Here is a 19869-nt window from a genome sequence, read left to right on the forward strand (position 1 = left end):
GCCGGGTAGCACCCGGCTGCCGACATTCCGGCCGCCGGTCGCCGGAGCGCTGAGCCCCCGGTGCTGATCGTCTTCGGTCTCTTTCTGATCACCGTGTTGACGGTCGCGACCGGCTACTTCGTCGCCCAGGAGTTCGGCTACGTCGCCGTCGACCGGGGCCGGCTGCGGACCCTGGCCGACCGGGGCGACCCGGCCGCCGCCCGGGCGCTGCGGGTGACCAGCCGGCTGTCGTTCATGCTCTCCGGCGCCCAGTTGGGGATCACGGTCACCGCGTTGCTGGTCGGCTACGTCGCCGAGCCGTACCTCGGCGCCGGACTGTCCGAGCTGCTCGGTGGGGTCGGGGTTCCGCCGGCCGCCAGCCTGACCATCTCGGTCGGGCTGGCGCTGATCATCTCGACCGTGGTGCAGATGGTCCTCGGTGAGCTGGCCCCCAAGAACCTCGCTCTCGCCCGGGCCGAGACGTTGGCCCGGGCGCTCAGCCGGTCGACCCTGATCTACCTGGCCGTCGCCGGACCACTGATCCGGATGTTCGACATCGCGGCGAACCGGTTGCTACGGCGGGTCGGCATCGAGCCGATCGAGGAGCTGCCCAGTGGCGCCACCGCCGAGGACCTCGGCCAGATCATCGCCGAGTCCCGCCAGGAGGGGCACCTCGACTCGGCGATGTCCACGCTGCTCGACCGAGGGCTGCACTTCCGGCAGCTGACCGCCGGCGAGGCCATGGTGCCGCGGGTCGACGTGCACACGGTACGGGTCGACGTGCCGCTGACCGGGCTGGTGGAGTTGCTGGACACCGGGCACTCCCGGTTCCCGGTGCACGGCTCGGACGGCGTCGACGACCTGGTCGGCATCGCCAGCATCGCGGACGTGCTCACCGTACCGCCGTCGCGACGGGCGGTGACGACGGTCGCGGCGGTGATGGTCCCCCCGCTGCTGGTGCCGGAGACCCTGCCGCTGCCGGCGGTGCTGGACCGGCTGCGTAAGGGGCACCGGCAGCTGGCCTGCGTGGTCGACGAGTACGGCGGCTTCGCCGGGGTGATCACCCTGGAGGACATCGCCGAGGAGCTGGTCGGCCCGATCCGGGACGAGGACGACCCGCCGGAGCCGGCCCCGGCCCGCCAGCCGGACGGCTCCTGGCTGGTGCCGGCCCGCTGGCGAATCGACGAGGTCGCCGACACCACCGGTGTCGAGCTGCCGACCGCACCCGAGTACGACACCCTCTCCGGCCTGGTCATGCGGGAACTGGGCCGGGTGCCCCAGGTCGGCGACCAGATCTCGATCAGCCTGGACGAGATGACCGCCGGCAACGGTCACCATCCGGCCCGGCGGGCCGTACTGCACGTGATCTCCGTCGACCGGCACGTGCCCGACTCGGTACGGCTGGAGGTGATCGGGTGAGCACCGGGTGGGCGTTGCTGACCTCACTGGTGCTGCTCGCCCTGAACGGGTTCTTCGTGGCCGCGGAGTTCGCCCTGGTGGCGAGCAAGCGGTACCGCCTGGAACAGGCCGCGGCGGGCGGCTCGCGGGCGGCCCGGGCGGCGCTGGACGGCTCCCGCGAGCTGTCGCTGATGCTCGCCGGGGCGCAGTTGGGCATCACCGTCTGCACCCTCGGCCTGGGCGCGTTGGCCGAGCCGGCGGTGGAGCGGCTGATGGCGCCGCTGTTGGAACGGGCCGGTCTGCCGTACGCGGCCAGTCACCTGGTCGCGTTCCTGTTCGCCCTCGCCCTGGTGGTCTTCCTGCACCTGGTGGTCGGCGAGATGGCACCGAAGTCGTGGGCGATCACCCATCCGGAGCGGTCGGCGCTGCTGCTGGCGCTGCCGTTCCGGGCGTTCGCCCGGGTGTCCCGGCCGGTCCTGTCCGGGTTGAACGCGATCGCCAATGCCGTGCTGCGGGCGTTCCGGGTCGAACCGCAGGACCAGCTCGCCCAGGTGCACGGCCCGGACGAGCTGCGCATCCTGCTGGAACAGTCGCGGGAGCACGGCCTGCTTCCGCCGGACCAGCACGAGCTGCTGGCCAAGATGCTCCAGCTGGAGCGCACCACCGTCCGGGACGTGATGCAGCCGGTGGACCAGGTCGTCGCGGTGGCCCGGACGGACACCGCCGAGCGGGTGGAGGAGCTGTCCCGGGGCAGCGGCCGGTCCCGCCTGGTGGTCTGCGGGGAGGCCGGCGATCTGATCGGCATCGTGCACGTACGCGACGCGGTACGGGCGAACACCTGCGACGGCGCGCCGACCGCAGAATCGCTGATGAGCCGGCCGTTCCTGCTGCCGGCGACGGCCACCGTAACCGAGGCGGTGGCGGCGATGCGCGCCGACCAGGTCCAGCTGGCGCTGGTCACCAACGGTGCCGGGGCCGACCGGCCGATCGGTTTCGTGGCGTTGGAGGACCTGCTGGAGGAGGTCATCGGCGAGTTCGACGACGAGACGGACACCGTACCGAGGGGACGGCGGATGCGCTGACCTGCGTGCCGACGGTGGCGGTTGGCCGACCGGCGGCCAGGCTGTTCCTACGGTCAGGCTGTTCCGGCGGCCATGCTCCGGCGGTCAGGCTGCTCCGGCGCTGGCGGTGGCGAGCTTGACCCCGAAGCCGAGGAACAGAGCGCCCACCCCGCTGGTGACCGTCGCGGCGAGCCGGCGCCGCTGCCGGAACTGCATCGCCAGGTACGTCCCGGTGAAGATCAGCACGGTCAGGTAGATGACGCTGAACAGCTGAGCGATCGCGCCGAGCAGTAGGAACGACAGCGCCGGGTACGGGTACGCCGGGTCGACGAACTGGATGAAGAATGACACGAAGAACAGGATCGCCTTCGGGTTCAGCAGGCTGATCACCGTCGCCCGCCGGAACGGGTGGCGCACCGCCGCCGGCTCGGCGGCGTCCACCAACCGGGGCGCGGCCGGGTCGTCGCGCCGCCGCCAGCGCCGCCAGGCACCACGGAACATGGTGACACCGACATAGCCGAGGTATGCCGCCCCGGCGTACTTGATCACGGTGAACATCGCCGGATGGGTCTTGAGCAGGGAGGCGACCCCGGCTGCGGAGAGCACCATCAGCACCGTGTCGCCGAGGAAGACGCCGCCGGCCGCCCGGTAGCCGTGCCGCACGCCGCGGCGGGCGGCGGTGGACAGGACGAACAACGAGTTCGGCCCGGGCAGCAGGACGATCGCCACGGTGCCCAGAATGTACGTCCAGATGTCGGTGATGCCCAGCATGGGGACATCCTGCTACCTGGACCAGCGGTCGGGCGAGAGATATTCGGCTGGTCAAGGTGTGCGCTGCGGCACCGTGTCCGGGTGTGCCGGGGCGGTGGCCGCCACCGGGGCCGCGGCGGTGAGGTAGCTCGGCGCCGCCCAGGTGACTCCGGCGGCGGAGCGCGGCGGGTCGGCGACGGTGCGCAACGGCAGCACCCCGGCCCAGTACGGCAGCGCGAGGTCGGCCTGCTCGTCGACCGGGTCACCGGTGCGGGCCTTGACCGACACCTCGTCGAGAGCGACGGCGAGCACCGCTGTCTGCGCGAGTTCCCGGTTCGTCGGTGGCCGGCTGTCCGCGGCCCGGCCCGGGGCCGCCTTGTCGATCAGGGCGTCGAGTGCCCGCCGCTTGTCGGCCGGGTCGTCGACCAGCCGGGCGGTGCCGTGCACGACGACTGACCGGTAGTTGGCGCTGTGGTGCGCCTGGGCGCGGGCGTAGACCAGGCCGTCGAGCAGGGTGACGGCCACACAGACGGCGAGCCCCTGCGGGGCGCGGGCGGCCAATAGGGGGGTGCTCGCGGTGGAGCCGTGCAGGTACAGGGTCTCGTCGACGCGTACGTGCAGGGTAGGCAGTGCCCGGGGCGCGCCGTCGGCGACGAACGCCAGGCAGCAGTGGTACGCCTCGTCGAGGATGCGGTGCGCCTCGGTGCGCTGGTAGGTGACCCGGCTGAGGCGTCGTGCGGCGGTGGTGCGGGCGGTGGCGGGGTACACTTGATCTCCCGAGATTGTGCTAGTACAATTCGTTTATTGTGTCAGAACAATATCAGCCGACCGGTGCGACCGCGACCGAGATCTCGGCCAGCGTCGAGACCGGTGTCCGCACCGGCGCGTTGGCACCTGGCGCCCTGCTGCCGGCGGTGCGTACGCTCGCCGACGCACTCGAGGTCAGCCCGGCCACCGTCGCCAAGGCGTACCAGGCGCTGCGCCAGCGGGGGATCGTCGACACCGACGGCCGACGGGGCACCCGGGTCCGCGCCCGCCCACCGGTCGCCGTGACCCGGCCCGGTCCGTCCGCGCCGGCCCCGCCGGGCACCCTGGACCTGTCCACCGGCGAGCCGGATCCACGTCTGTTGCCGCCGCTGGCGACACATCTCGCTGCGGTCGCCCGGCAGTTGGCCGACACCTCGTCCGGGCAGGGTTACGCCGACGCCGGCCTGCTGCCCGACCTCGCCGCGCTCGCTGCGGTCCGGTTGGCCGACGCCGGCCTGCCGGCTGCCGGTCTCACCGTCACCAGTGGCGCGCTGGACGGGATCGAACGCCTGCTCACCAGCAATCTGCGCGCTGGCGACCGGATCGCGGTGGAGGACCCCGGCTGGGCCAACCTGCTGGACCTGATCGCGGCACTGGGCTTCACCCCGGTGCCGATGCCGGTGGACGACCGTGGCCCCACCGAACCCGGCTTGCGGGCGGCGCTGTCCGCCGGGGTGTCCGCCATCGTGGTCACCACCCGGGCGCAGAACCCGACCGGCGCCGCCCTGGACGCCGACCGGGCCGACCGGCTGCGACGGCTGCTGCGCGAAACCGACGACGTGCTGCTCATCGAGGACGACCACGCCGCCGAGCTCTCCGACGGCCCACCGCACGTGCTGGCCGGCGCGACATCCCGGTGGGCGTTTGTCCGCTCCGCCAGCAAGCCGTACGGCCCGGACCTGCGGATAGCGCTGTTGACCGGCGACGAAACCACACTGAGCCGGGTTGCCGGTCGAATGCGTATCGGTTCCGGCTGGGTCTCCACGGTCCTGCAGCGGCTGCTCGGACAGTTGTGGCGCGACCCCTCGGTCACCGCCTCGGTGACCGAGGCTGGCCAGGCCTACCAGCGCCGCCGGGAGGCGCTGCGGGCCGCGCTCGCCGGCCACGGCGTGGCCAGCCACGGCGGCAGCGGGCTCAACGTCTGGGTGCCGGTGACGGACGAGACCCACGTAGTGACCGCGCTGCAGACAGCCGGATTCACCGTCTCGGCCGGAGCCCGCCACCGGCTACGCGGCGCGCCGGGTATCAGAATCACCGTCAGCGGTCTCGACGAGGACCGGGCCGGCGAGCTCGCTGCGGCGGTACGCGACGCACTGCGTCCAGCGGGACTTGCCGCGGTCGGCAGGTGAGGTACGCGGGCCGTACCCGGACCGGTAGACCCAGGCACACCGGTAGACCCAGGCGCACCGGTCAACTCGCAACCGGGTAGGAAGGAGCCGTGACCGCGCACGAAACCACCGTCGGAGCCGATGGGTACGTCCCCACCGGTGCCCGTAGCCTCGCCGACCTGCGCGCTGCCGCCCCCGGTTGCCAGGGATGCGAGCTGCATCAGCCTGCCAGCCAGGTGGTCTTCGGTCGGGGCAACCCCGATGCCCGGGTGGTGATGGTCGGCGAGCAGCCCGGGGACGTCGAGGACCGCCAGGGTCTGCCGTTCGTCGGCCCGGCCGGCCGGCTGCTGCGCCGGGCGGTGGACGACGCCGGGATCCCGGTGGATCAGATCTATCTGACCAACGCGGTGAAGCACTTCCGCTTCGTGTCGCGCGGCGGTCGACGGATCCACCAGACCCCGGACCGGGTGCACATCCTGGCCTGCCGGCCCTGGCTGGTCGCCGAGTTCGCGATGCTGCGCCCGGACGTCGTCGTGGTGCTCGGCGCGACCGCGGCCCGGGCGCTGCTCGGCCCGGCGTTCCGGGTGACCCGCTCGCGTGGCGTACCGCTGCCGTGGCCGGCCTCGGCCGAGCGGCCCGAGGAGTTCCCGGTGGGCCCGGCGCAGCTGGTGGCCACCATCCATCCCTCTGCGGTGCTGCGCGCCGACGACCAGCAGATCGCCTACCGAGGGCTGGTCACCGACCTCGGCGTCGTCCGCGGACTGCTCGCCGGTCGGGGCAGCCCGACCCCGGCGGTACGCCGATGACCGCACTCACCGCACCGCCGTCGGTGACCGATCCGCCGCCACCTGGTGACGTCACCCGCATCCAACGCCGTACGCTGCGGCTGCTCGCCGGTACTCAGATGATCGGCGGCGTAGGCGTCACCATCGGGATCTCGGTCGGTGGCCTGCTCGCCGCCGAGCTTGGCGGGGTGACCGTCTCCGGCCTGGCGCAGAGCGCCGCGGTGGTCGGCGGGGCGCTGCTCGCCGTACCCGTGGTCCGGATCATGAACGGGCACGGCCGCCGACCCGGCCTGGTCTTCGCGTACCTGACGGGTGCGACCGGGGCGGTGCTGGTGGTGGCCGCCGCGGCGGTGCGCTGGGTGCCGCTGCTGTTCGTCGGCATGGTCCTGTTCGGCGGCGCGACGACCGCCGGGCTCCAGGCCCGGTACGCGGCGGTCGACCTCGCCGAGCCGCGTCGTCGGGGCCGGCAACTGTCGCTGGTGGTCTGGGCGACCACGGTCGGCGCGGTGACCGCCCCCAACCTTGCCGGGCTGGCCGACCGGTCGGCCAGTGGGGTCGGCCTGCCGCCGCTGGCCGGTCCGTTCGCCGTCAGCGCGCTGGCGTTCCTGCTGGCCGCGCTGCTGGTGCTGGTGTTGCTGCGACCGGATCCGCTGCTGACCGCCCGGCGGATCGCCGGCCCCGCCGCGGCGACCGCCCCGGTGCGGTCCGGCCGGGGTCTGCGAGCCGGGTCCGGCCGAGGCCTGCGGGCCGCGTTCGCGGTGGTCATCGCCCGACCCGCCGCTCGGCTCGGGGTCTGCGCCGTCGCCGTCGGCCATCTGGTGATGGTGGGGGTGATGGCGATGACGCCGGTCCACATCGGGATGGGGCACTCCGGTGGTGACCTGCTGCGCACCGTCGGGCTGGTGCTGAGCCTGCACATCGCCGGGATGTACGCGCTGTCGCCGGTGGTAGGTTGGCTCACCGACCGGGCCGGTCGCCGGCCGGTGATCGTCGGTGGGGTCGGGCTGCTGCTGGCCGCGTGCGCTGTGGCGGGCACCGCCGGCCACGACCCGGTACGCCTGGTGATCGGGCTGGTGCTGCTCGGGCTCGGCTGGTCGGGCACCATGGTCGCGGGCTCGACCCTGCTGTCGGAGTCGGTGCCGGTCGACGTCCGCCCGTCGGTCCAGGGCCTGTCGGACCTGGTGATGGGGCTGGCCGGCGCATCCGCCGGGGCGGTCAGCGGGATCATCGTCGGGCTGTCCGGTTACGGCGTCCTGACGTTGCTGTCGGCGTTGGCCACGGTGCCGCTGCTGGGGTTGGTGCTGCGCCCGGTGCCGGCTCCGTCGAAGCAGTAAGGAGGCAGGATGCGGTTGACGGACTTCTGGGGCCGGTTGGACGAGGCGTTCGGGCCGGCGTACGCCCGCAGCATCGCCACCGATCAGGTGCTGGCCCAGTTGGGTGGGCGCACCATCGCGCAGGCGCTCGCGGCGGGTGAGGAGACGGCGGTGGTCTGGCGGGCGGTCTGCGCCGCGTACCCCGACCGGGTCCCCGGCCGGTTGCGCTGACTCCCGCGCCGGTTGTGCTGACTCCCGCGCCGGTTGCGCTGACTCCCGCGCCGGTTGTGCTGACTCCCGCGCCGGTTGTGCGAGCGGACGGCGAGTGCCGGTCGAGCTGGGATCCTCGATCTGTCGATTACGGAAAGCCTCAGTCGATGTGCATCGTGTCACCGTACTGGTTCCGGGGTGCTGGTTGGGTTTGATTGGGTTTGATGCCACAGGTGCATCAGGATGCACCTGTGGCATCAAACCTGGAAAGCATCTCGGGTGTCCGGGAGTCGGCCTGAGTGCGTCGCTGGCCGGCCGGTCGTACCTCCGCTTGGTCGTACCTCTACTTGACGGTCGTACCTCTGCTCGACGGTCGTGGGTCCACGTAACTGCATCTACTCTGTGCGGTCGAATGGCTGCTTTGAGTGGTGAAATTCGTGGGCGTGTCTGGTTTTCCACTCGTACATCTGTTCGGCTATTGTCCACAGCTAGGCGCTCATCCACAGGTTGCGGCCCGTCGGCTGTTTTCTGTCGGACCCAGCGCCTAGCGTGACCCGGGTGACGAGAAGCTCGGCCAGGACGCCTGGGAAGTCGGCGAACGTAGGGGTGGCAGCAATGGCGGCAGTGCCAGACAAGGAAAAGGCGCTCGATCTGGCGCTGGCTCAGATCGACAAACAGTTCGGCAAGGGTTCGGTGATGCGGCTGGGTGAGCGGCCGGTGATCCAGACCGCGGTGATCCCCACCGGCTCCATCGCGCTCGACGTGGCACTCGGCGTCGGTGGCCTGCCCCGGGGCCGGGTGGTCGAGGTCTACGGCCCGGAGAGCAGCGGTAAGACCACGGTCGCCCTGCACGCGGTGGCCAACGCCCAGCGTTCCGGCGGCATCGCGGCGTTCATCGACGCCGAGCACGCGCTCGACCCGGATTACGCCAGGGCGCTCGGCGTGGACACCGACGCCATGCTGGTCTCCCAGCCGGACACCGGTGAGCAGGCGCTGGAGATCGCCGACATGCTGATCCGCTCCGGCGCGCTGGACATTATCGTGATCGACTCGGTCGCGGCCCTGGTGCCCCGTGCCGAGATCGAGGGCGAGATGGGGGACAGCCACGTCGGTCTGCAGGCCCGGCTGATGAGCCAGGCGCTGCGCAAGATCACCGGTGTGCTGAACAGCACCGGCACCACCGCGATCTTCATCAACCAGCTGCGGGAGAAGATCGGCGTGATGTTCGGCTCGCCGGAGACCACCACCGGTGGCCGGGCGCTGAAGTTCTACGCCTCGGTGCGGCTCGACGTGCGACGGATCGAGAGCCTCAAGGACGGCACCGACGTGGTCGGCAACCGGACCCGGGTCAAGGTCGTCAAGAACAAGGTCTCCGCGCCGTTCAAGCAGGCCGAGTTCGACATCATGTACGGCAAGGGCATCTCCCGGGAGGGTTCGCTGATCGACGTCGGCGTCGAGCAGTCGATCATCCGCAAGTCCGGCGCCTGGTACACCTACGAGGGCGACCAGCTCGGTCAGGGCAAGGAGAAGGCTCGGGAGTTCCTCCGGGAGAACCCGGACGTGGCGGCTGAGATCGAGAAGAAGATCCTGGAGAAGCTCGGCGTCGGTGCGCTCGGTGCCGACGAGGCCGGCGGGCCTGAGTTGCCGCCGGTCGACTTCTGATCCGGATGGCTGGTCGACGACGCGGCGCACGGACGGGCCGGGGCTGGGATGCGGCTCCGCCCCGTCCCCGCTCCTCCCGTGCCGGCCGCTCCGCCGAGGCGGCCGGGTCCGTCGACCATGCCGCCGGGTCCGCCGCTGGCGGCGGTGGGCAGCCGGTGGACGAGGCGCAGCAGGCCCGCGACATCTGTCTGCGGCAGCTCGCTGTCCGCCCCCGGACCCGGGCGGAGCTCGCCGCCGTGCTGCGGCGACGCGGCATTTCCGAGGCCACGGCCAAATCGGTCCTCGACCGGTACGACGAGGTTGGGATGATCGACGACGCGTCGTTCGCCCAGGCCTGGGTGACCAGCCGGCACCACGGCCGAGGGCTGGCCCGGCGTAACCTCGCCGCCGAGCTGCGTCAGCGCGGCGTGGATCCGCAGATCGCCCGGGACGCGCTGGACGGGCTGGACGAGTCGACCGAGCGGGCCACTGCGGCGGAGCTCGTCGAGCGCAAGCTGCGTACCGCCCGGGGTGCTCCGGACGTGGTGTTCCGGCGGTTGGTCGCGATGCTCGCCCGCAAGGGTTACTCGGCGGGGGTGGCCGTGCCGGTGGTCCGGGAGGCGCTGGCCGCCCGGTCCGCCGAGGCGGCCGAGTTCACCGACACGGTGGATGCGGAGGCACTGATCGGCGAGGTTCCCGACCCGGATGCTGAGCAGCCCTGGTCCACCTGACGGGACGCCATCCCCTGCGGGATGTGCCAAATTTCCGACTCATCCCGACGCGTCCTGAGCGCGATATGCTGCCTGTGAGCGCGCCGATGCCCTACGTTCCGTTGTCGGTCTGATCATGACTTCTTGACCGAACGGCCCCTCGCGACCTAGCCTCGCGTTACAGACGAACAACCGACCCGTCGCAGGCTAACCGCACAACATAGATCGCATAACAGTACGGCATCACTTCGCAGCAGCAGTTCAGTAGCCAGACATGCCGCAACCGGACAGGCCGGTCCGGCGGCGACAGCACGCACAACGGCCGTTTCGCCGTGGTCGTGTCCGCACCCACGTGGGTGCTGTCTGGTCGTTGGTCAGCCGCCACGGTCGGGCGTTCCCATAGCCGTGGCCGGCCGGAGCGAGAAGCCTCCGGGAAGGCCGACGGCGGACTGGAGGCGGTCGTGGCGCAGCGCAGGAAGCCGGCGGGACACGCGAGTGTCGGTAGGCCCGGAGGGTCGGCATGACCGGGCTGGAGTGGATGCTCTTCGCCGCGGTCGTCGTGCTCGCCGGCCTGGTGCTCGCCGGTCTCGCGCTCGGCACCCGCGCGCTGCGCCGGCTCACCACACCGGCGGCCGCGACACCGGTCGAGGAGGACCCGGCTTTCATCGCCGCCCGCGACCGGCAGGAACGATCCCTCGCCGCGCTGCGTACCGCGGCCGACGAGGCGTCCTCCGCCGTCGAGCAGGCCAAGGCCGCCGCCGCTGCGGCCCGTACCGACGCCGCCGCCGCCAAGGCCGAAGCGACCGCCGCCCGGGCCGAGGCCCGTCGGGTGCTCGACGCCGCCCGGGCCGAGGCGGACACCATCCTGGAGCGGGCCCACCGGCAGGCCGAGACCGAGGCCGAGCAGGTCCGGGCAGCGGCCCGGCGCAGCGGCGAACGGGAGATCGCGATGCTCTCCCGGACCGTCAAGGAGCAGTCCGCCGAGCTGGACCGGCGCGGCCAGCGGATGGACGAGCGGGAACGTCAGCACGCCGAGGAGGCCGACAGGGTCGCCGAGCGGGACCGCCGGTTGACCGCCACCGCCGCCGAACTCGCCGAGCGCAAGGCAGCCCTGGCCGCCCGGGAAGCGGACCTGGCGGCCGCCGAGGAGCGCTGGCAGCGCGAGCTGGAACGGGTCGCCGGGCTGACCGCCGAGGCGGCCCGGGGCGAGCTCGTCGAGGCGATCGAGGGCCAGGCCAAACGGGAGGCGGCGATCCTGGTCCGCGACATCGAGGCCGACGCCCGCAACACCGCCGACCAGCGGGCCCGGCACATCGTGGTAGACGCCATCCAGCGGGTCGCCAGCGAACAGACCGCGGAGAGTGTGGTCAGCGTCCTGCATCTGCCCGGCGACGAGATGAAGGGCCGGATCATCGGGCGGGAAGGCCGCAACATCCGGGCGTTCGAATCCGTCACCGGGGTCAACCTGATCATCGACGACACACCCGAGGCGGTCCTGCTGTCCTGCTTCGACCCGGTACGCCGGGAGACCGGCCGGCTCACCCTGGAGAAGCTGGTGCTCGACGGCCGGATCCATCCGCACCGGATCGAGGAGGTCTTCGAGACCGCCCGGCAGGAGGTGGAGCAGCTGTGCCACCGGGCGGCCGAGGAGGCGCTCGTCGACGTCGGCATCACCGAGATCCACCCCGAGCTCGCCACCCTGCTGGGCCGGCTGCGCTACCGGACCTCGTACGGCCAGAACGTGCTCAAGCATCTGGTGGAGACCGCGCACATCGCCGGTGTGATGGCCGCCGAGCTGCGCCTGGACGTCCCGCTGATCAAGCGGTGCGCGTTCCTGCACGACATCGGCAAGGCGCTCACCCACGAAGTGGAGGGCAGCCACGCGCTGATCGGCGCCGACCTGGCCCGCAAGTACGGTGAGTCCGAAGAGGTGGTGCACGCCATCGAGGCACACCACAACGAGGTGCCGCCGCAGACCGTCGAGGCGGTGCTCACCCAGGCCTCCGACGCGTGCTCCGGCGGCCGTCCCGGCGCCCGGCGGGAAAGCCTGGAGGCGTACGTCAAACGGCTGGAGCGCATCGAGGAGATCGCCGCCGGCAAGATCGGGGTGGAGAAGGTCTTCGCCATGCAGGCCGGCCGGGAGATCCGGGTGATGGTCAAGCCGGACGACGTGGACGACATCGGTGCCGCGGTGCTGGCCCGCGATGTGGCCAAGCAGATCGAGGAGGAGCTGACCTACCCGGGGCAGATCCGGGTGACCGTGGTCCGCGAGTCCCGGGTCACCGAGATCGCCCGCTGACCGGCCGGACGGCCGGTCAGCGGGCGGACCGTCCGGTCAGGCGGTGTCCGACGTAGCCGTGCCGGTGGTGGCGCTGCCGCCGGTCCCGGCACCGGTCTGCTGGCCGGCCAACGTCGATGCCGGCGGTGGTGTCGGCGGCTGGGCCGCGGTGCTGGTCCGCCGGCCCTGGGCCAGTCGCCGCTGCACCGACTCGGCGAGCTTGGACAGCGCGTAGTTGACCGCGATGAACAGCACCCCGATCACCAGGTACACCTGGATCGGGTTACGCAGGTTCTGGATGATCGTCCGGCCGACCAGCAGCGTCTCCTGGTAGCCGATGATGAAGCCCAACGAGGTGTCCTTGAGCACCACGATCAGCTGGCTGATCAGAGCCGGCAGCATGATCCGGAACGCCTGCGGCAGCAGGATCATCCGGGTGGTCTGGAACGACGTCAGCCCGATCGCGGCGGCCGACTCGCGCTGCCCCGACGGCAGACCCTCCATCCCGGAGCGCAGGATCTCGGCGATCACCACGCCGTTGTAGATGGTCAGGCCCAGCACCAGGTACGGCAGCATCTCGTGGCCGAACGGGAGGACGATCTCCACCCCGAGATCCGGCAGGCCCCGGGCGACGAAGAAGATGGTGATCACCACCGGCAGGCCGCGGAACACCTCGACGCAGAACCGGGTCACCAGGTTCAGCAGCCAGCTCAGCGCCCGCAACGCCAGCGCGAACGAGGTGGCGAGCCCGGTGAACCGGCGGCGCAGCAACGCCTTCAGTTGGATCCGCAGCACCGCCAGCGCGGTGCCGAACAGCAACGACAGCACGATCGCCAGCCCGGCGGCGGTCAGCGTGGCGGTGACACCCTCGCCGAGGAGTGTCCAGACCTGACCGAACACCTCGTTGCCGGGGTCGATCAGCGGACCCCACTTCTCCATGGTGAACTGCTCGCGTTCGGCCAGCGGCCGGTAGACCAGGAAATAGCCGGCGATGACGGCGGCGACAGCCGACAGCACGCTGACGATCAGCGTGACCCGCCTGGCCCGTGGTCCGGGGGCGTCGTACAGCACGCTCTGCTGCTGGCTCATGGCGTGGTTCCTCCGGTGACGGCTGCGGCGCTCGCGGGGGACGGGATGGTCATCTGGCCACCGCCCGGCGGGCCTCGACCCGGTCGAGCAGCAGCCCGAGCGGCACGGTCATGATCAGGAAGCCGATCGAGATGCCGACGAAGACCGGGATGATCGGCTCGCCGAGGGCGCTGGTCAGGTTCTGCGCCGAGTTGGACAGGTCACCGACCACCCCGAAGAAGCCGGCCAGCGCCGAATTCTTGATCATGGCGATGATGACGCTGCCCAGCGGAACGATCGCGGCCTTCCACGCCTGGGGGAGCACCACGTACCGCAGGTTCTGGGTGAAGGTCAGACCGATCGCCCGGGCGGCCTCCGCCTGACCCGGCGGCACCGCGTTGATCCCGCTGCGGATCGCCTCACAGACGAACGCGCCGGTGTAGACGCTCAGCGCGATGATCGCGAACCGGAAGTACGGCAGATCGATGCCGAGCCGGCTGAACACGGTGCTCAGCCCGGGGATCCGCAGGAAGTCGGCGTTCGACCCGAGCGCCGGCAACCCGAAGGCCGAGAAGAACATCACAACGGTCAGCGGCACGTTACGCAGCACCGTCACGTACGCCCCGCCGAGCCAGCGCAGCGGCGGCACCGGTGAGATCCGCAGGATCGCGACGAACGTGCCGATCAGCAGGGCGCCGGTCGCGGACAGCACGCACAGCTGCAGGGTGAGCCAGAAACCTCCGACGAACACGTCGAAGTGGTCGACGAGCACTCTCACACGAAAGACCCTTCTGCGAACCGTCCGCCTGGGCGACCGGCCGGCCCGGAGCTGACGCCACCGGGCCGGCCGGGATCGATCAGGTGCGACCGTCGACGGTCAGTAGCGGTCGACCGCGGGACCGGTCGGGGTGTTGTTGTCGAACTCGCCTGCGGTGGACTCCCACGCCTGCGCGTACGAGCCGTCCTCGTAGATCTTTTCCAGGGTGTCGTTGATGAAGTCGCGGAACGCGTCGTCGCCCTTCTTCACCCCGATGCCGTACGGCTCGTCGGTGAACTTCTCACCGGCCAGCTTGAACTCGCCCTCGTTGTCGGCGATGAAGCCGAGCAGGATCACGTTGTCCGTGGTGACCGCGTCGACCTGACCGCCGCGCAGCGCGTCCACGCACTTCTCGTAGACGTCGAAGAGCACCAGCTGCTCGCCGGCGTCGGCCAGGTACTCCTGGATGTTCTCCGCCGGCGTCGAACCCTGCGCCGAGCAGACCTTCTTGTCCCCGGCCTCGAACGACTCCGGCCCGGTGATCGAGTCGTCGTCGGCACGGACCATGATGTGCTGGCCGGCGACGTAGTACGGGCCGGCGAAGTCGATCCGCTCCTTGCGGGCGGGGTTGATCGTGTAGGTGGCCACCACGATGTCGACCCGGTCCTGCTCCAGCAGCTCCTCGCGGACCGCGGACGGTGCCTCGACGTACTCGATGTCGTCGGCGGCGATGCCCAGCTCGGCCGCGATCAGCTTGGCGATCTCGACGTCGAAGCCGGCCGGCTCGCCGTCGAGGCCCTGCAGGCCGAAGCCGGGCTGGTCGAACTTGGTGCCGACGGTCATCGTGCCGGCCTCGCTCAGCTCGGCCATCGTGGTGCCGGCCTCGAAGCTCGGCGTCGCCACGTCGGGGTTCTCACTGCCGGAGCCGTCCCCGCCGCTGTCGCCACAGGCCGCCATGGACACCGCCAACGCGGCCGATGCGGCTACCGCCGCCATGCGTGAGATACGCATTGCTCAGTGTTCTCCTTCAGGATGGGAAGCCCGCCGGGTCGTGGCCGGCTCCACGTTGGATGAAACTCGTCTCCGAGCGGGATGTTCAGTGGGTCGGGATGTCAGTGGGTGAGGATCTTCGACAGGAAGTCCTTCGCCCGGTCGCTGCGCGGGTTGGTGAAGAACTCGGTCGGCGGGGCGTCCTCGACCAGCTGCCCGTCGGCCATGAAGATGACTCGGTTCGCGGCGTGCCGGGCGAAGCCCATCTCGTGGGTGACGACGACCATCGTCATCCCCTCGGCGGCCAGCGAGGTCATCACGTCCAGCACCTCGCCGACCATTTCCGGGTCGAGCGCGCTGGTCGGCTCGTCGAACAGCATCGCCTTGGGCTGCATCGCCAACGCCCGGGCAATCGCCGCCCGCTGCTGCTGCCCGCCGGAGAGCTGGGCGGGGAACTTGTCCGCCTGGTTGGCGATGCCGACCCGGTCGAGCAGCTGCAGCGCCCGTTCCCGGACCACCGACGCCTTCTCCCGGCGTACCTTCACCGGGCCGAGCGTCACGTTGTCCAGGATCGTCCGGTGCGCGAACAGGTTGAACGACTGGAACACCATGCCGACCTCGCTGCGCAGCCGGGCCAGGGCCCGGCCCTCCGCCGGCAGCGGCCGGCCGTCGAACAGGATGGTCCCGGAGCTGATCGGCTCCAGACGGTTGATCGCGCGGCACAGTGTGGACTTGCCGGAGCCGGACGGCCCGATCACCACCACCACTTCACCACGGTCGACTGAGAGGTCGACGTCGTCGAGTACGTGCAGCGGACCGAACCACTTGTTGACCCCGCTGAGCACGATCAGCGGCTCACTGGCTGTCACTGTCATGCACCGTCCCTGTCCATGCACCGACCTTGTCGTGACGATCGGTCGAGGTCACCTCACGTCCGTCCCGCCACTTTAGGCGGGGCGATGTGTCGGAAGGCAACTCGAATGGTCACGGAGCGGTAACACACCCCACGTGCCGTCGGCTGTCCGGGCAACATGATCGTATGGCGATTGCACCGTTCTGCACCACACTGTGGAACTGGTCCGTCGACGGACCGCTCGCCCCGGGCCAGATCCGAGCCACCCTCGCGGCCATCATCGGCCGTCCGGTGGTAACGCTCGGTGGTGTACCCGCGGAGCGGTTCCCGGACGGCGTGGTGCTCTGCGACGTCTGGCACGGGACCGGGGACTTCCCGGTGAACATCGACTGCTACGCCGCGCCGGTCGATCCGCCCGAGCACCGGGTGCTCGCCGCGTTCGCCCGCCGGACCGGACGTCGCTGCGTACTCGCCGACGACACGCTCGACGCGACCCGCCACCTGCTGGTGTCCCCGGACGGCACGGTCCGCCCGGTGCACCTGGACATCGAACCGACCAGCGTCGGGGACCGACGCACCAACCTGCGGCTGTGCAGCCTGACCGACCCCGGCTGCCGCGCCGGGCTGTTCTGCGGCGGCTCGCGGTGGGGGCCCGACTCGGTGGCCCCGACACTCGCCGCGTGAGCCCGGCGGCGGGCGGCCGGCTACGCTGTCTGTTGTCATGACTACCAGCGCAGCAGACGCCCGCCACTCGCGTACCTATCAGGTGCGCACCTACGGCTGCCAGATGAACGTGCACGACTCCGAACGGATCTCCGGCCTGCTGGAATCGGCCGGCTACGTCCGGGCGGGGGAGTCCGACGATCCGGACGTCGTCGTCTTCAACACCTGCGCGGTGCGGGAGAACGCCGACAACCGGCTGTACGGCAACCTCGGTCATCTGCGACCGGTCAAGGAGAAGCGGCCGCAGATGCAGATCGCGGTCGGCGGCTGCCTCGCCCAGAAGGACCGGGGCGAAATCGTCCGCCGGGCCCCCTGGGTCGACGTCGTCTTCGGCACGCACAACATCGGCGCGCTGCCGACCCTGCTGGACCGGGCCCGGCACAACTCCGCCGCCGAGGTCGAGATCCTCGAGTCGCTGGAGGTCTTCCCCTCCACCCTGCCGACCCGGCGGGAGTCGACCTACGCCGGCTGGGTGTCGATCTCCGTCGGCTGCAACAACACCTGCACCTTCTGCATCGTGCCGTCGCTGCGCGGCCGGGAGAAGGACCGCCGGCCCGGCGACGTCCTCGCCGAGGTGCGGGCCCTGGTCGACGAGGGTGTGCTGGAGGTGACCCTGCTCGGCCAGAACGTCAACTCCTACGGCGTCGAGTTCGGCGACCGGTTCGCGTTCGGCAAACTGTTGCGCGCCTGCGGCGGGATCGACGGGCTGGAACGGGTCCGGTTCACCAGCCCGCACCCGAAGGACTTCACCGACGACGTGATCGCCGCGATGGCCGAGACCGACAACGTCTGCCACTCGCTGCACATGCCGCTGCAGTCCGGTTCGGACGCCGTGCTGCGGGCGATGCGCCGCTCCTACCGCGCCGACCGCTACCTCGGCATCATAGACAAGGTACGGGCGGCGATGCCCGACGCGGCGATCACCACCGACATCATCGTCGGCTTCCCCGGTGAGACCGACGCCGACTTCGAACGCACCCTAGACGTGGTACGGGCCGCCCGGTTCTCCTCGGCGTTCACCTTCCAGTACTCGAAACGCCCCGGCACGCCGGCCGCCGACATGCCCGGTCAGTTGCCGAAGCCGGTGGTGCAGGAGCGCTACGACCGGCTGATCGCCTGCCTGGAGGAGATCACCTGGGCGGAGAACCGTCGGCTGCTCGGCCAGACCGTCGAGGTGCTGGTCGCGGTCGGCGAGGGGCGTAAGGACGGGCGGACCGGGCGGCTGTCCGGCCGGGCCCGGGACGGCCGGTTGGTGCACTTCGACGCCGGTCGGCTCGCCGGGCGCGTTCGCCCCGGCGACCTCGTCGAGGTGGTCGTCAGCTACGCGGCACCACACCACCTCAACGCCGACGGCGAGCCGGTCGCCCACCGCCGGACCCGGGCCGGTGACGCGTACGAGGCGGGGCAGACACCGCGTACCGCCGGGGTGCTGCTCGGTCTGCCGACGGTGGGCGCGCCGCCACCGGCACCGCTGACCGCCTCGGCCTGCGACCGCTGATCCTGATCCGTCCCGCCGGCCGGCCTGCCCCACGCGGCTCGGGCCGGCCGCCGCACGACGGCCGGCGGCCGGCCCCAATTCGACCTACAGACCGATCTTGCCGGTGCCGGCGCCGTTGGTGACGACGGATTTGACCTGGCTGGGTGTGGTCAGTGTGTAGCCGTAGGGGATGGCGGCGACGCTGCCGCCGGTCTGTCCGTTGCCGGAGTTGACGAAGTGGTTGTTGCGGGCGACGAGGCTGCCGGGTCCGGAGGAGCCTTCGCCGAGGTGGTAGGGGTCGTCGGTGTTTTCGAAGTAGTTGCCTTCGACGAGGACGCCGGCGTTCATGGTGGAGGCGACGCCGTAGCCGGTGACGCCGTCGTAGTAGTTGTTGAAGACGTGGACGGGGTTGCCGAACCGGACGCGGGGGTGGCGTTGGTTGGAGCCGTCGAACCAGTTGTGGTGGTAGGTGACGCGCAGGTGGCCGACGTCCTGGCCGGCGTTGCTGTCGGAGTGGCCGAGGAGCATGGATTTGTCGTGGCCGAAGACGCGGTTCCAGGAGACGGTGATGTAGTCGGAGCCGCGTTTGATGTCGACGGCGCCGTCGTAGCCGTTGGTGAAGTTGTTGTGGTCGATCCAGATGTTGGTGGCGGATTCCTGGACGTTGATGGCGTCGTCGTTCCAGTTGCGGAAGTTGATGTTGCGGATGATGACGTTGCGGTCGCCGTTGATGTTGAGGCCGCAGCCGGAGATGGTGGCGGAGTTGCCGGCGCCGAGGATGGTTTTGTTGGAGCGGACGCGGAGCATGCCGGAGCAGTTGATGGTGCCGGAGACGCGGATGACGGCGGCGGTGGAGGAGCCGACGGCTGATTCGAGGGCGGCGGCGGTGGTGACGGTGGTGGTGCCGGCGTTGCCGCCGCCGGTGGTGCCGCCGTTGTGGGTGGCCCAGCCGACGATGCCGGTCGGGGTCGGACCCGGCGGTGGCGTGGTCGGGTCAGGTGGCGGCGTGGTCGGGTTCGGCGGTGGCGTCGTCGGGTTCGGTGGCGGCGTGGTCGGGTCAGGATTGGTGCCGCCGGTGCAGGCCACGCCGTTGAGGGTGAAGTCGACGGGTGCCGGGTTCGCCGAGTTGTTCCACGATCCGTTGAAGCCGATCGACGTGCTCGCGTTGGTGCCAAGGTTGCCGTTCCAGCCGGCGTCGCCGGCGGTCACGGTGCTGCCGCTCTGCGACAGTTCGGCGTTCCACCCCTGGACCACCTGCTGGCCTGCGGTGAAGCTCCAGCGCAGGGTCCAGCCGGACAGCGGGTCGCCGAGGTTGGTGATGGTGATGTTGCCGGTGAAACCACCAGGCCACTGGGCGCCGACGGTGTAGTCGACCCGGCAGCCGGTGGCGGCGTGGGCCGCGGTGGCGATGGCGGTTGCCGCGCCGGTCAGCGCGATCGTGGTGACTGCGGCAGTGACCAGGGTCAGTCTGCGTTGGGTTGCGGGCACTGTGGACTCCTAGCGACAGAGCAGGCGCGTACGCCGGTAGCCGAGCCGTGCCCGGAGCGGCTCGGGTGTGCGTCGTACCGGGCGACGCGGTCCCGCCGGTTGACATGACGGGGCCCGCTTCCGACAAGGGACGGGGAAGCGGTTCCCCGTCCCGCCAGGAAATCATAGAAGCGCTTCGATGACAATGGGTCGCGGACGACTGCGGGCCGCTGCGCGTCACGCAGCGGCCCGGTCACCCGAGTCCGGTGCCGGA

General features: G+C 70.9%; 18 protein-coding genes. 11 read left to right on the forward strand and 7 right to left on the reverse strand.

Translation table 11 applies throughout. From position 1 onward, the window contains the following. Positions 1-60: 60 nt before the first annotated feature. Positions 61-1398 carry a hemolysin family protein gene (locus tag ACN27J_RS32165; protein ID WP_421371912.1) on the forward strand — a complete coding sequence of 446 codons (1338 nt, stop codon included), beginning with the start codon at positions 61-63 and terminating at the stop codon, positions 1396-1398. Then, positions 1395-2459 carry a hemolysin family protein gene (locus ACN27J_RS32170; RefSeq protein WP_278168030.1) on the forward strand — a complete coding sequence of 355 codons (1065 nt, stop codon included), beginning with the start codon at positions 1395-1397 and terminating at the stop codon, positions 2457-2459. Before ACN27J_RS32165 ends, ACN27J_RS32170 begins: the two co-directional genes overlap by 4 nt. Positions 2460-2543: 84 nt before the next feature. Here the strand turns inward: ACN27J_RS32170 and leuE are convergent, their stop codons facing one another. Further along, on the reverse strand, positions 2544-3209 hold the full coding sequence (leuE, locus tag ACN27J_RS32175; RefSeq protein WP_421371913.1) for a leucine efflux protein LeuE: 666 nt from the start codon (positions 3207-3209) through the stop codon (positions 2544-2546). A 51-nt stretch (positions 3210-3260) separates the two neighbouring features. Beyond that, positions 3261-3956 (reverse strand): pyridoxamine 5'-phosphate oxidase family protein, encoded by a 696-nt coding sequence (locus tag ACN27J_RS32180; protein ID WP_421371914.1) that lies wholly within the window; start codon positions 3954-3956, stop codon positions 3261-3263. Between the two features lie 38 nt (positions 3957-3994). Between ACN27J_RS32180 and ACN27J_RS32185 the strand changes: the two genes are divergently transcribed. From ACN27J_RS32185 to rny, 7 genes are all read left to right on the forward strand, one after another. Beyond that, the gene (locus tag ACN27J_RS32185; protein WP_421371916.1) at positions 3995-5344 is read left to right on the forward strand and encodes an aminotransferase class I/II-fold pyridoxal phosphate-dependent enzyme; all 1350 of its coding nucleotides are present in this window, start codon (positions 3995-3997) and stop codon (positions 5342-5344) included. Positions 5345-5433: 89 nt separating this feature from the next. Further along, positions 5434-6129, forward strand: a complete 696-nt coding sequence (locus ACN27J_RS32190; RefSeq protein WP_421371917.1) for a UdgX family uracil-DNA binding protein — start codon at positions 5434-5436, stop codon at positions 6127-6129. Next, positions 6126-7442 carry an MFS transporter gene (locus ACN27J_RS32195; RefSeq protein ID WP_421371918.1) on the forward strand — a complete coding sequence of 439 codons (1317 nt, stop codon included), beginning with the start codon at positions 6126-6128 and terminating at the stop codon, positions 7440-7442. Before ACN27J_RS32190 ends, ACN27J_RS32195 begins: the two co-directional genes overlap by 4 nt. Positions 7443-7451: 9 nt before the next feature. Beyond that, on the forward strand, positions 7452-7652 hold the full coding sequence (locus ACN27J_RS32200; RefSeq protein WP_281554019.1) for a DUF3046 domain-containing protein: 201 nt from the start codon (positions 7452-7454) through the stop codon (positions 7650-7652). Between the two features lie 594 nt (positions 7653-8246). Further along, a complete protein-coding gene (gene recA / locus ACN27J_RS32205) occupies positions 8247-9293 on the forward strand; it encodes a recombinase RecA (protein WP_278168039.1) in 1047 nt (348 codons plus the stop codon). Positions 9294-9298: 5 nt separating this feature from the next. Then, positions 9299-10003: a regulatory protein RecX gene (locus tag ACN27J_RS32210; RefSeq protein WP_421371919.1), complete on the forward strand. Its 705-nt coding sequence runs from the start codon at positions 9299-9301 to the stop codon at positions 10001-10003. Positions 10004-10502: 499 nt separating this feature from the next. Beyond that, positions 10503-12281 carry a ribonuclease Y gene (gene rny, locus ACN27J_RS32215; RefSeq protein ID WP_421371920.1) on the forward strand — a complete coding sequence of 593 codons (1779 nt, stop codon included), beginning with the start codon at positions 10503-10505 and terminating at the stop codon, positions 12279-12281. 36 nt (positions 12282-12317) lie between these two features. On the opposite strand, the gene ACN27J_RS32220 is transcribed toward rny, so the two are convergent. The 4 genes from ACN27J_RS32220 to ACN27J_RS32235 all read right to left on the reverse strand — a co-directional run bounded on the left by ACN27J_RS32220 (position 12318) and on the right by ACN27J_RS32235 (position 15950). Further along, positions 12318-13349 (reverse strand): amino acid ABC transporter permease, encoded by a 1032-nt coding sequence (locus tag ACN27J_RS32220; RefSeq protein ID WP_421371921.1) that lies wholly within the window; start codon positions 13347-13349, stop codon positions 12318-12320. A 49-nt stretch (positions 13350-13398) separates the two neighbouring features. Continuing rightward, positions 13399-14106 (reverse strand): amino acid ABC transporter permease, encoded by a 708-nt coding sequence (locus ACN27J_RS32225; protein ID WP_123600670.1) that lies wholly within the window; start codon positions 14104-14106, stop codon positions 13399-13401. A gap of 99 nt (positions 14107-14205) precedes the next feature. After that, positions 14206-15096, reverse strand: a complete 891-nt coding sequence (locus tag ACN27J_RS32230) for a glutamate ABC transporter substrate-binding protein (RefSeq protein WP_421371923.1) — start codon at positions 15094-15096, stop codon at positions 14206-14208. 101 nt (positions 15097-15197) lie between these two features. Then, positions 15198-15950: an amino acid ABC transporter ATP-binding protein gene (locus ACN27J_RS32235; RefSeq protein WP_278168048.1), complete on the reverse strand. Its 753-nt coding sequence runs from the start codon at positions 15948-15950 to the stop codon at positions 15198-15200. Positions 15951-16114: 164 nt separating this feature from the next. Between ACN27J_RS32235 and ACN27J_RS32240 the strand changes: the two genes are divergently transcribed. Both ACN27J_RS32240 and miaB read left to right on the forward strand, forming a co-directional pair. Then, positions 16115-16612 (forward strand): hypothetical protein, encoded by a 498-nt coding sequence (locus ACN27J_RS32240; protein ID WP_421371924.1) that lies wholly within the window; start codon positions 16115-16117, stop codon positions 16610-16612. Positions 16613-16649: 37 nt separating this feature from the next. Then, positions 16650-18149 (forward strand): tRNA (N6-isopentenyl adenosine(37)-C2)-methylthiotransferase MiaB, encoded by a 1500-nt coding sequence (gene miaB / locus ACN27J_RS32245; RefSeq protein WP_421371925.1) that lies wholly within the window; start codon positions 16650-16652, stop codon positions 18147-18149. Positions 18150-18233: 84 nt separating this feature from the next. On the opposite strand, the gene ACN27J_RS32250 is transcribed toward miaB, so the two are convergent. Next, a complete protein-coding gene (locus ACN27J_RS32250; RefSeq protein WP_421371926.1) occupies positions 18234-19616 on the reverse strand; it encodes a cellulose binding domain-containing protein in 1383 nt (460 codons plus the stop codon). Positions 19617-19869: the final 253 nt, after the last annotated feature.

The sequence above is a fragment of the Solwaraspora sp. WMMB762 genome (assembly GCF_049179115.1).
GTDB lineage: Bacteria > Actinomycetota > Actinomycetes > Mycobacteriales > Micromonosporaceae > Micromonospora_E.

Coding starts and splice junctions, on each gene's coding strand:
- ACN27J_RS32195 (WP_421371918.1), top strand. CDS start 6,126: ATGACCGCACTCACCGCACCGCCGTCGGTGACCGATCCGCCGCCACCT.
- ACN27J_RS32235 (WP_278168048.1), bottom strand. CDS start 15,950: ATGACAGTGACAGCCAGTGAGCCGCTGATCGTGCTCAGCGGGGTCAAC.
- rny (WP_421371920.1), top strand. CDS start 10,503: ATGACCGGGCTGGAGTGGATGCTCTTCGCCGCGGTCGTCGTGCTCGCC.
- miaB (WP_421371925.1), top strand. CDS start 16,650: ATGACTACCAGCGCAGCAGACGCCCGCCACTCGCGTACCTATCAGGTG.
- ACN27J_RS32220 (WP_421371921.1), bottom strand. CDS start 13,349: ATGAGCCAGCAGCAGAGCGTGCTGTACGACGCCCCCGGACCACGGGCC.
- leuE (WP_421371913.1), bottom strand. CDS start 3,209: ATGCTGGGCATCACCGACATCTGGACGTACATTCTGGGCACCGTGGCG.
- ACN27J_RS32240 (WP_421371924.1), top strand. CDS start 16,115: ATGGCGATTGCACCGTTCTGCACCACACTGTGGAACTGGTCCGTCGAC.
- ACN27J_RS32230 (WP_421371923.1), bottom strand. CDS start 15,096: ATGCGTATCTCACGCATGGCGGCGGTAGCCGCATCGGCCGCGTTGGCG.
- recA (WP_278168039.1), top strand. CDS start 8,247: ATGGCGGCAGTGCCAGACAAGGAAAAGGCGCTCGATCTGGCGCTGGCT.
- ACN27J_RS32210 (WP_421371919.1), top strand. CDS start 9,299: ATGGCTGGTCGACGACGCGGCGCACGGACGGGCCGGGGCTGGGATGCG.
- ACN27J_RS32200 (WP_281554019.1), top strand. CDS start 7,452: ATGCGGTTGACGGACTTCTGGGGCCGGTTGGACGAGGCGTTCGGGCCG.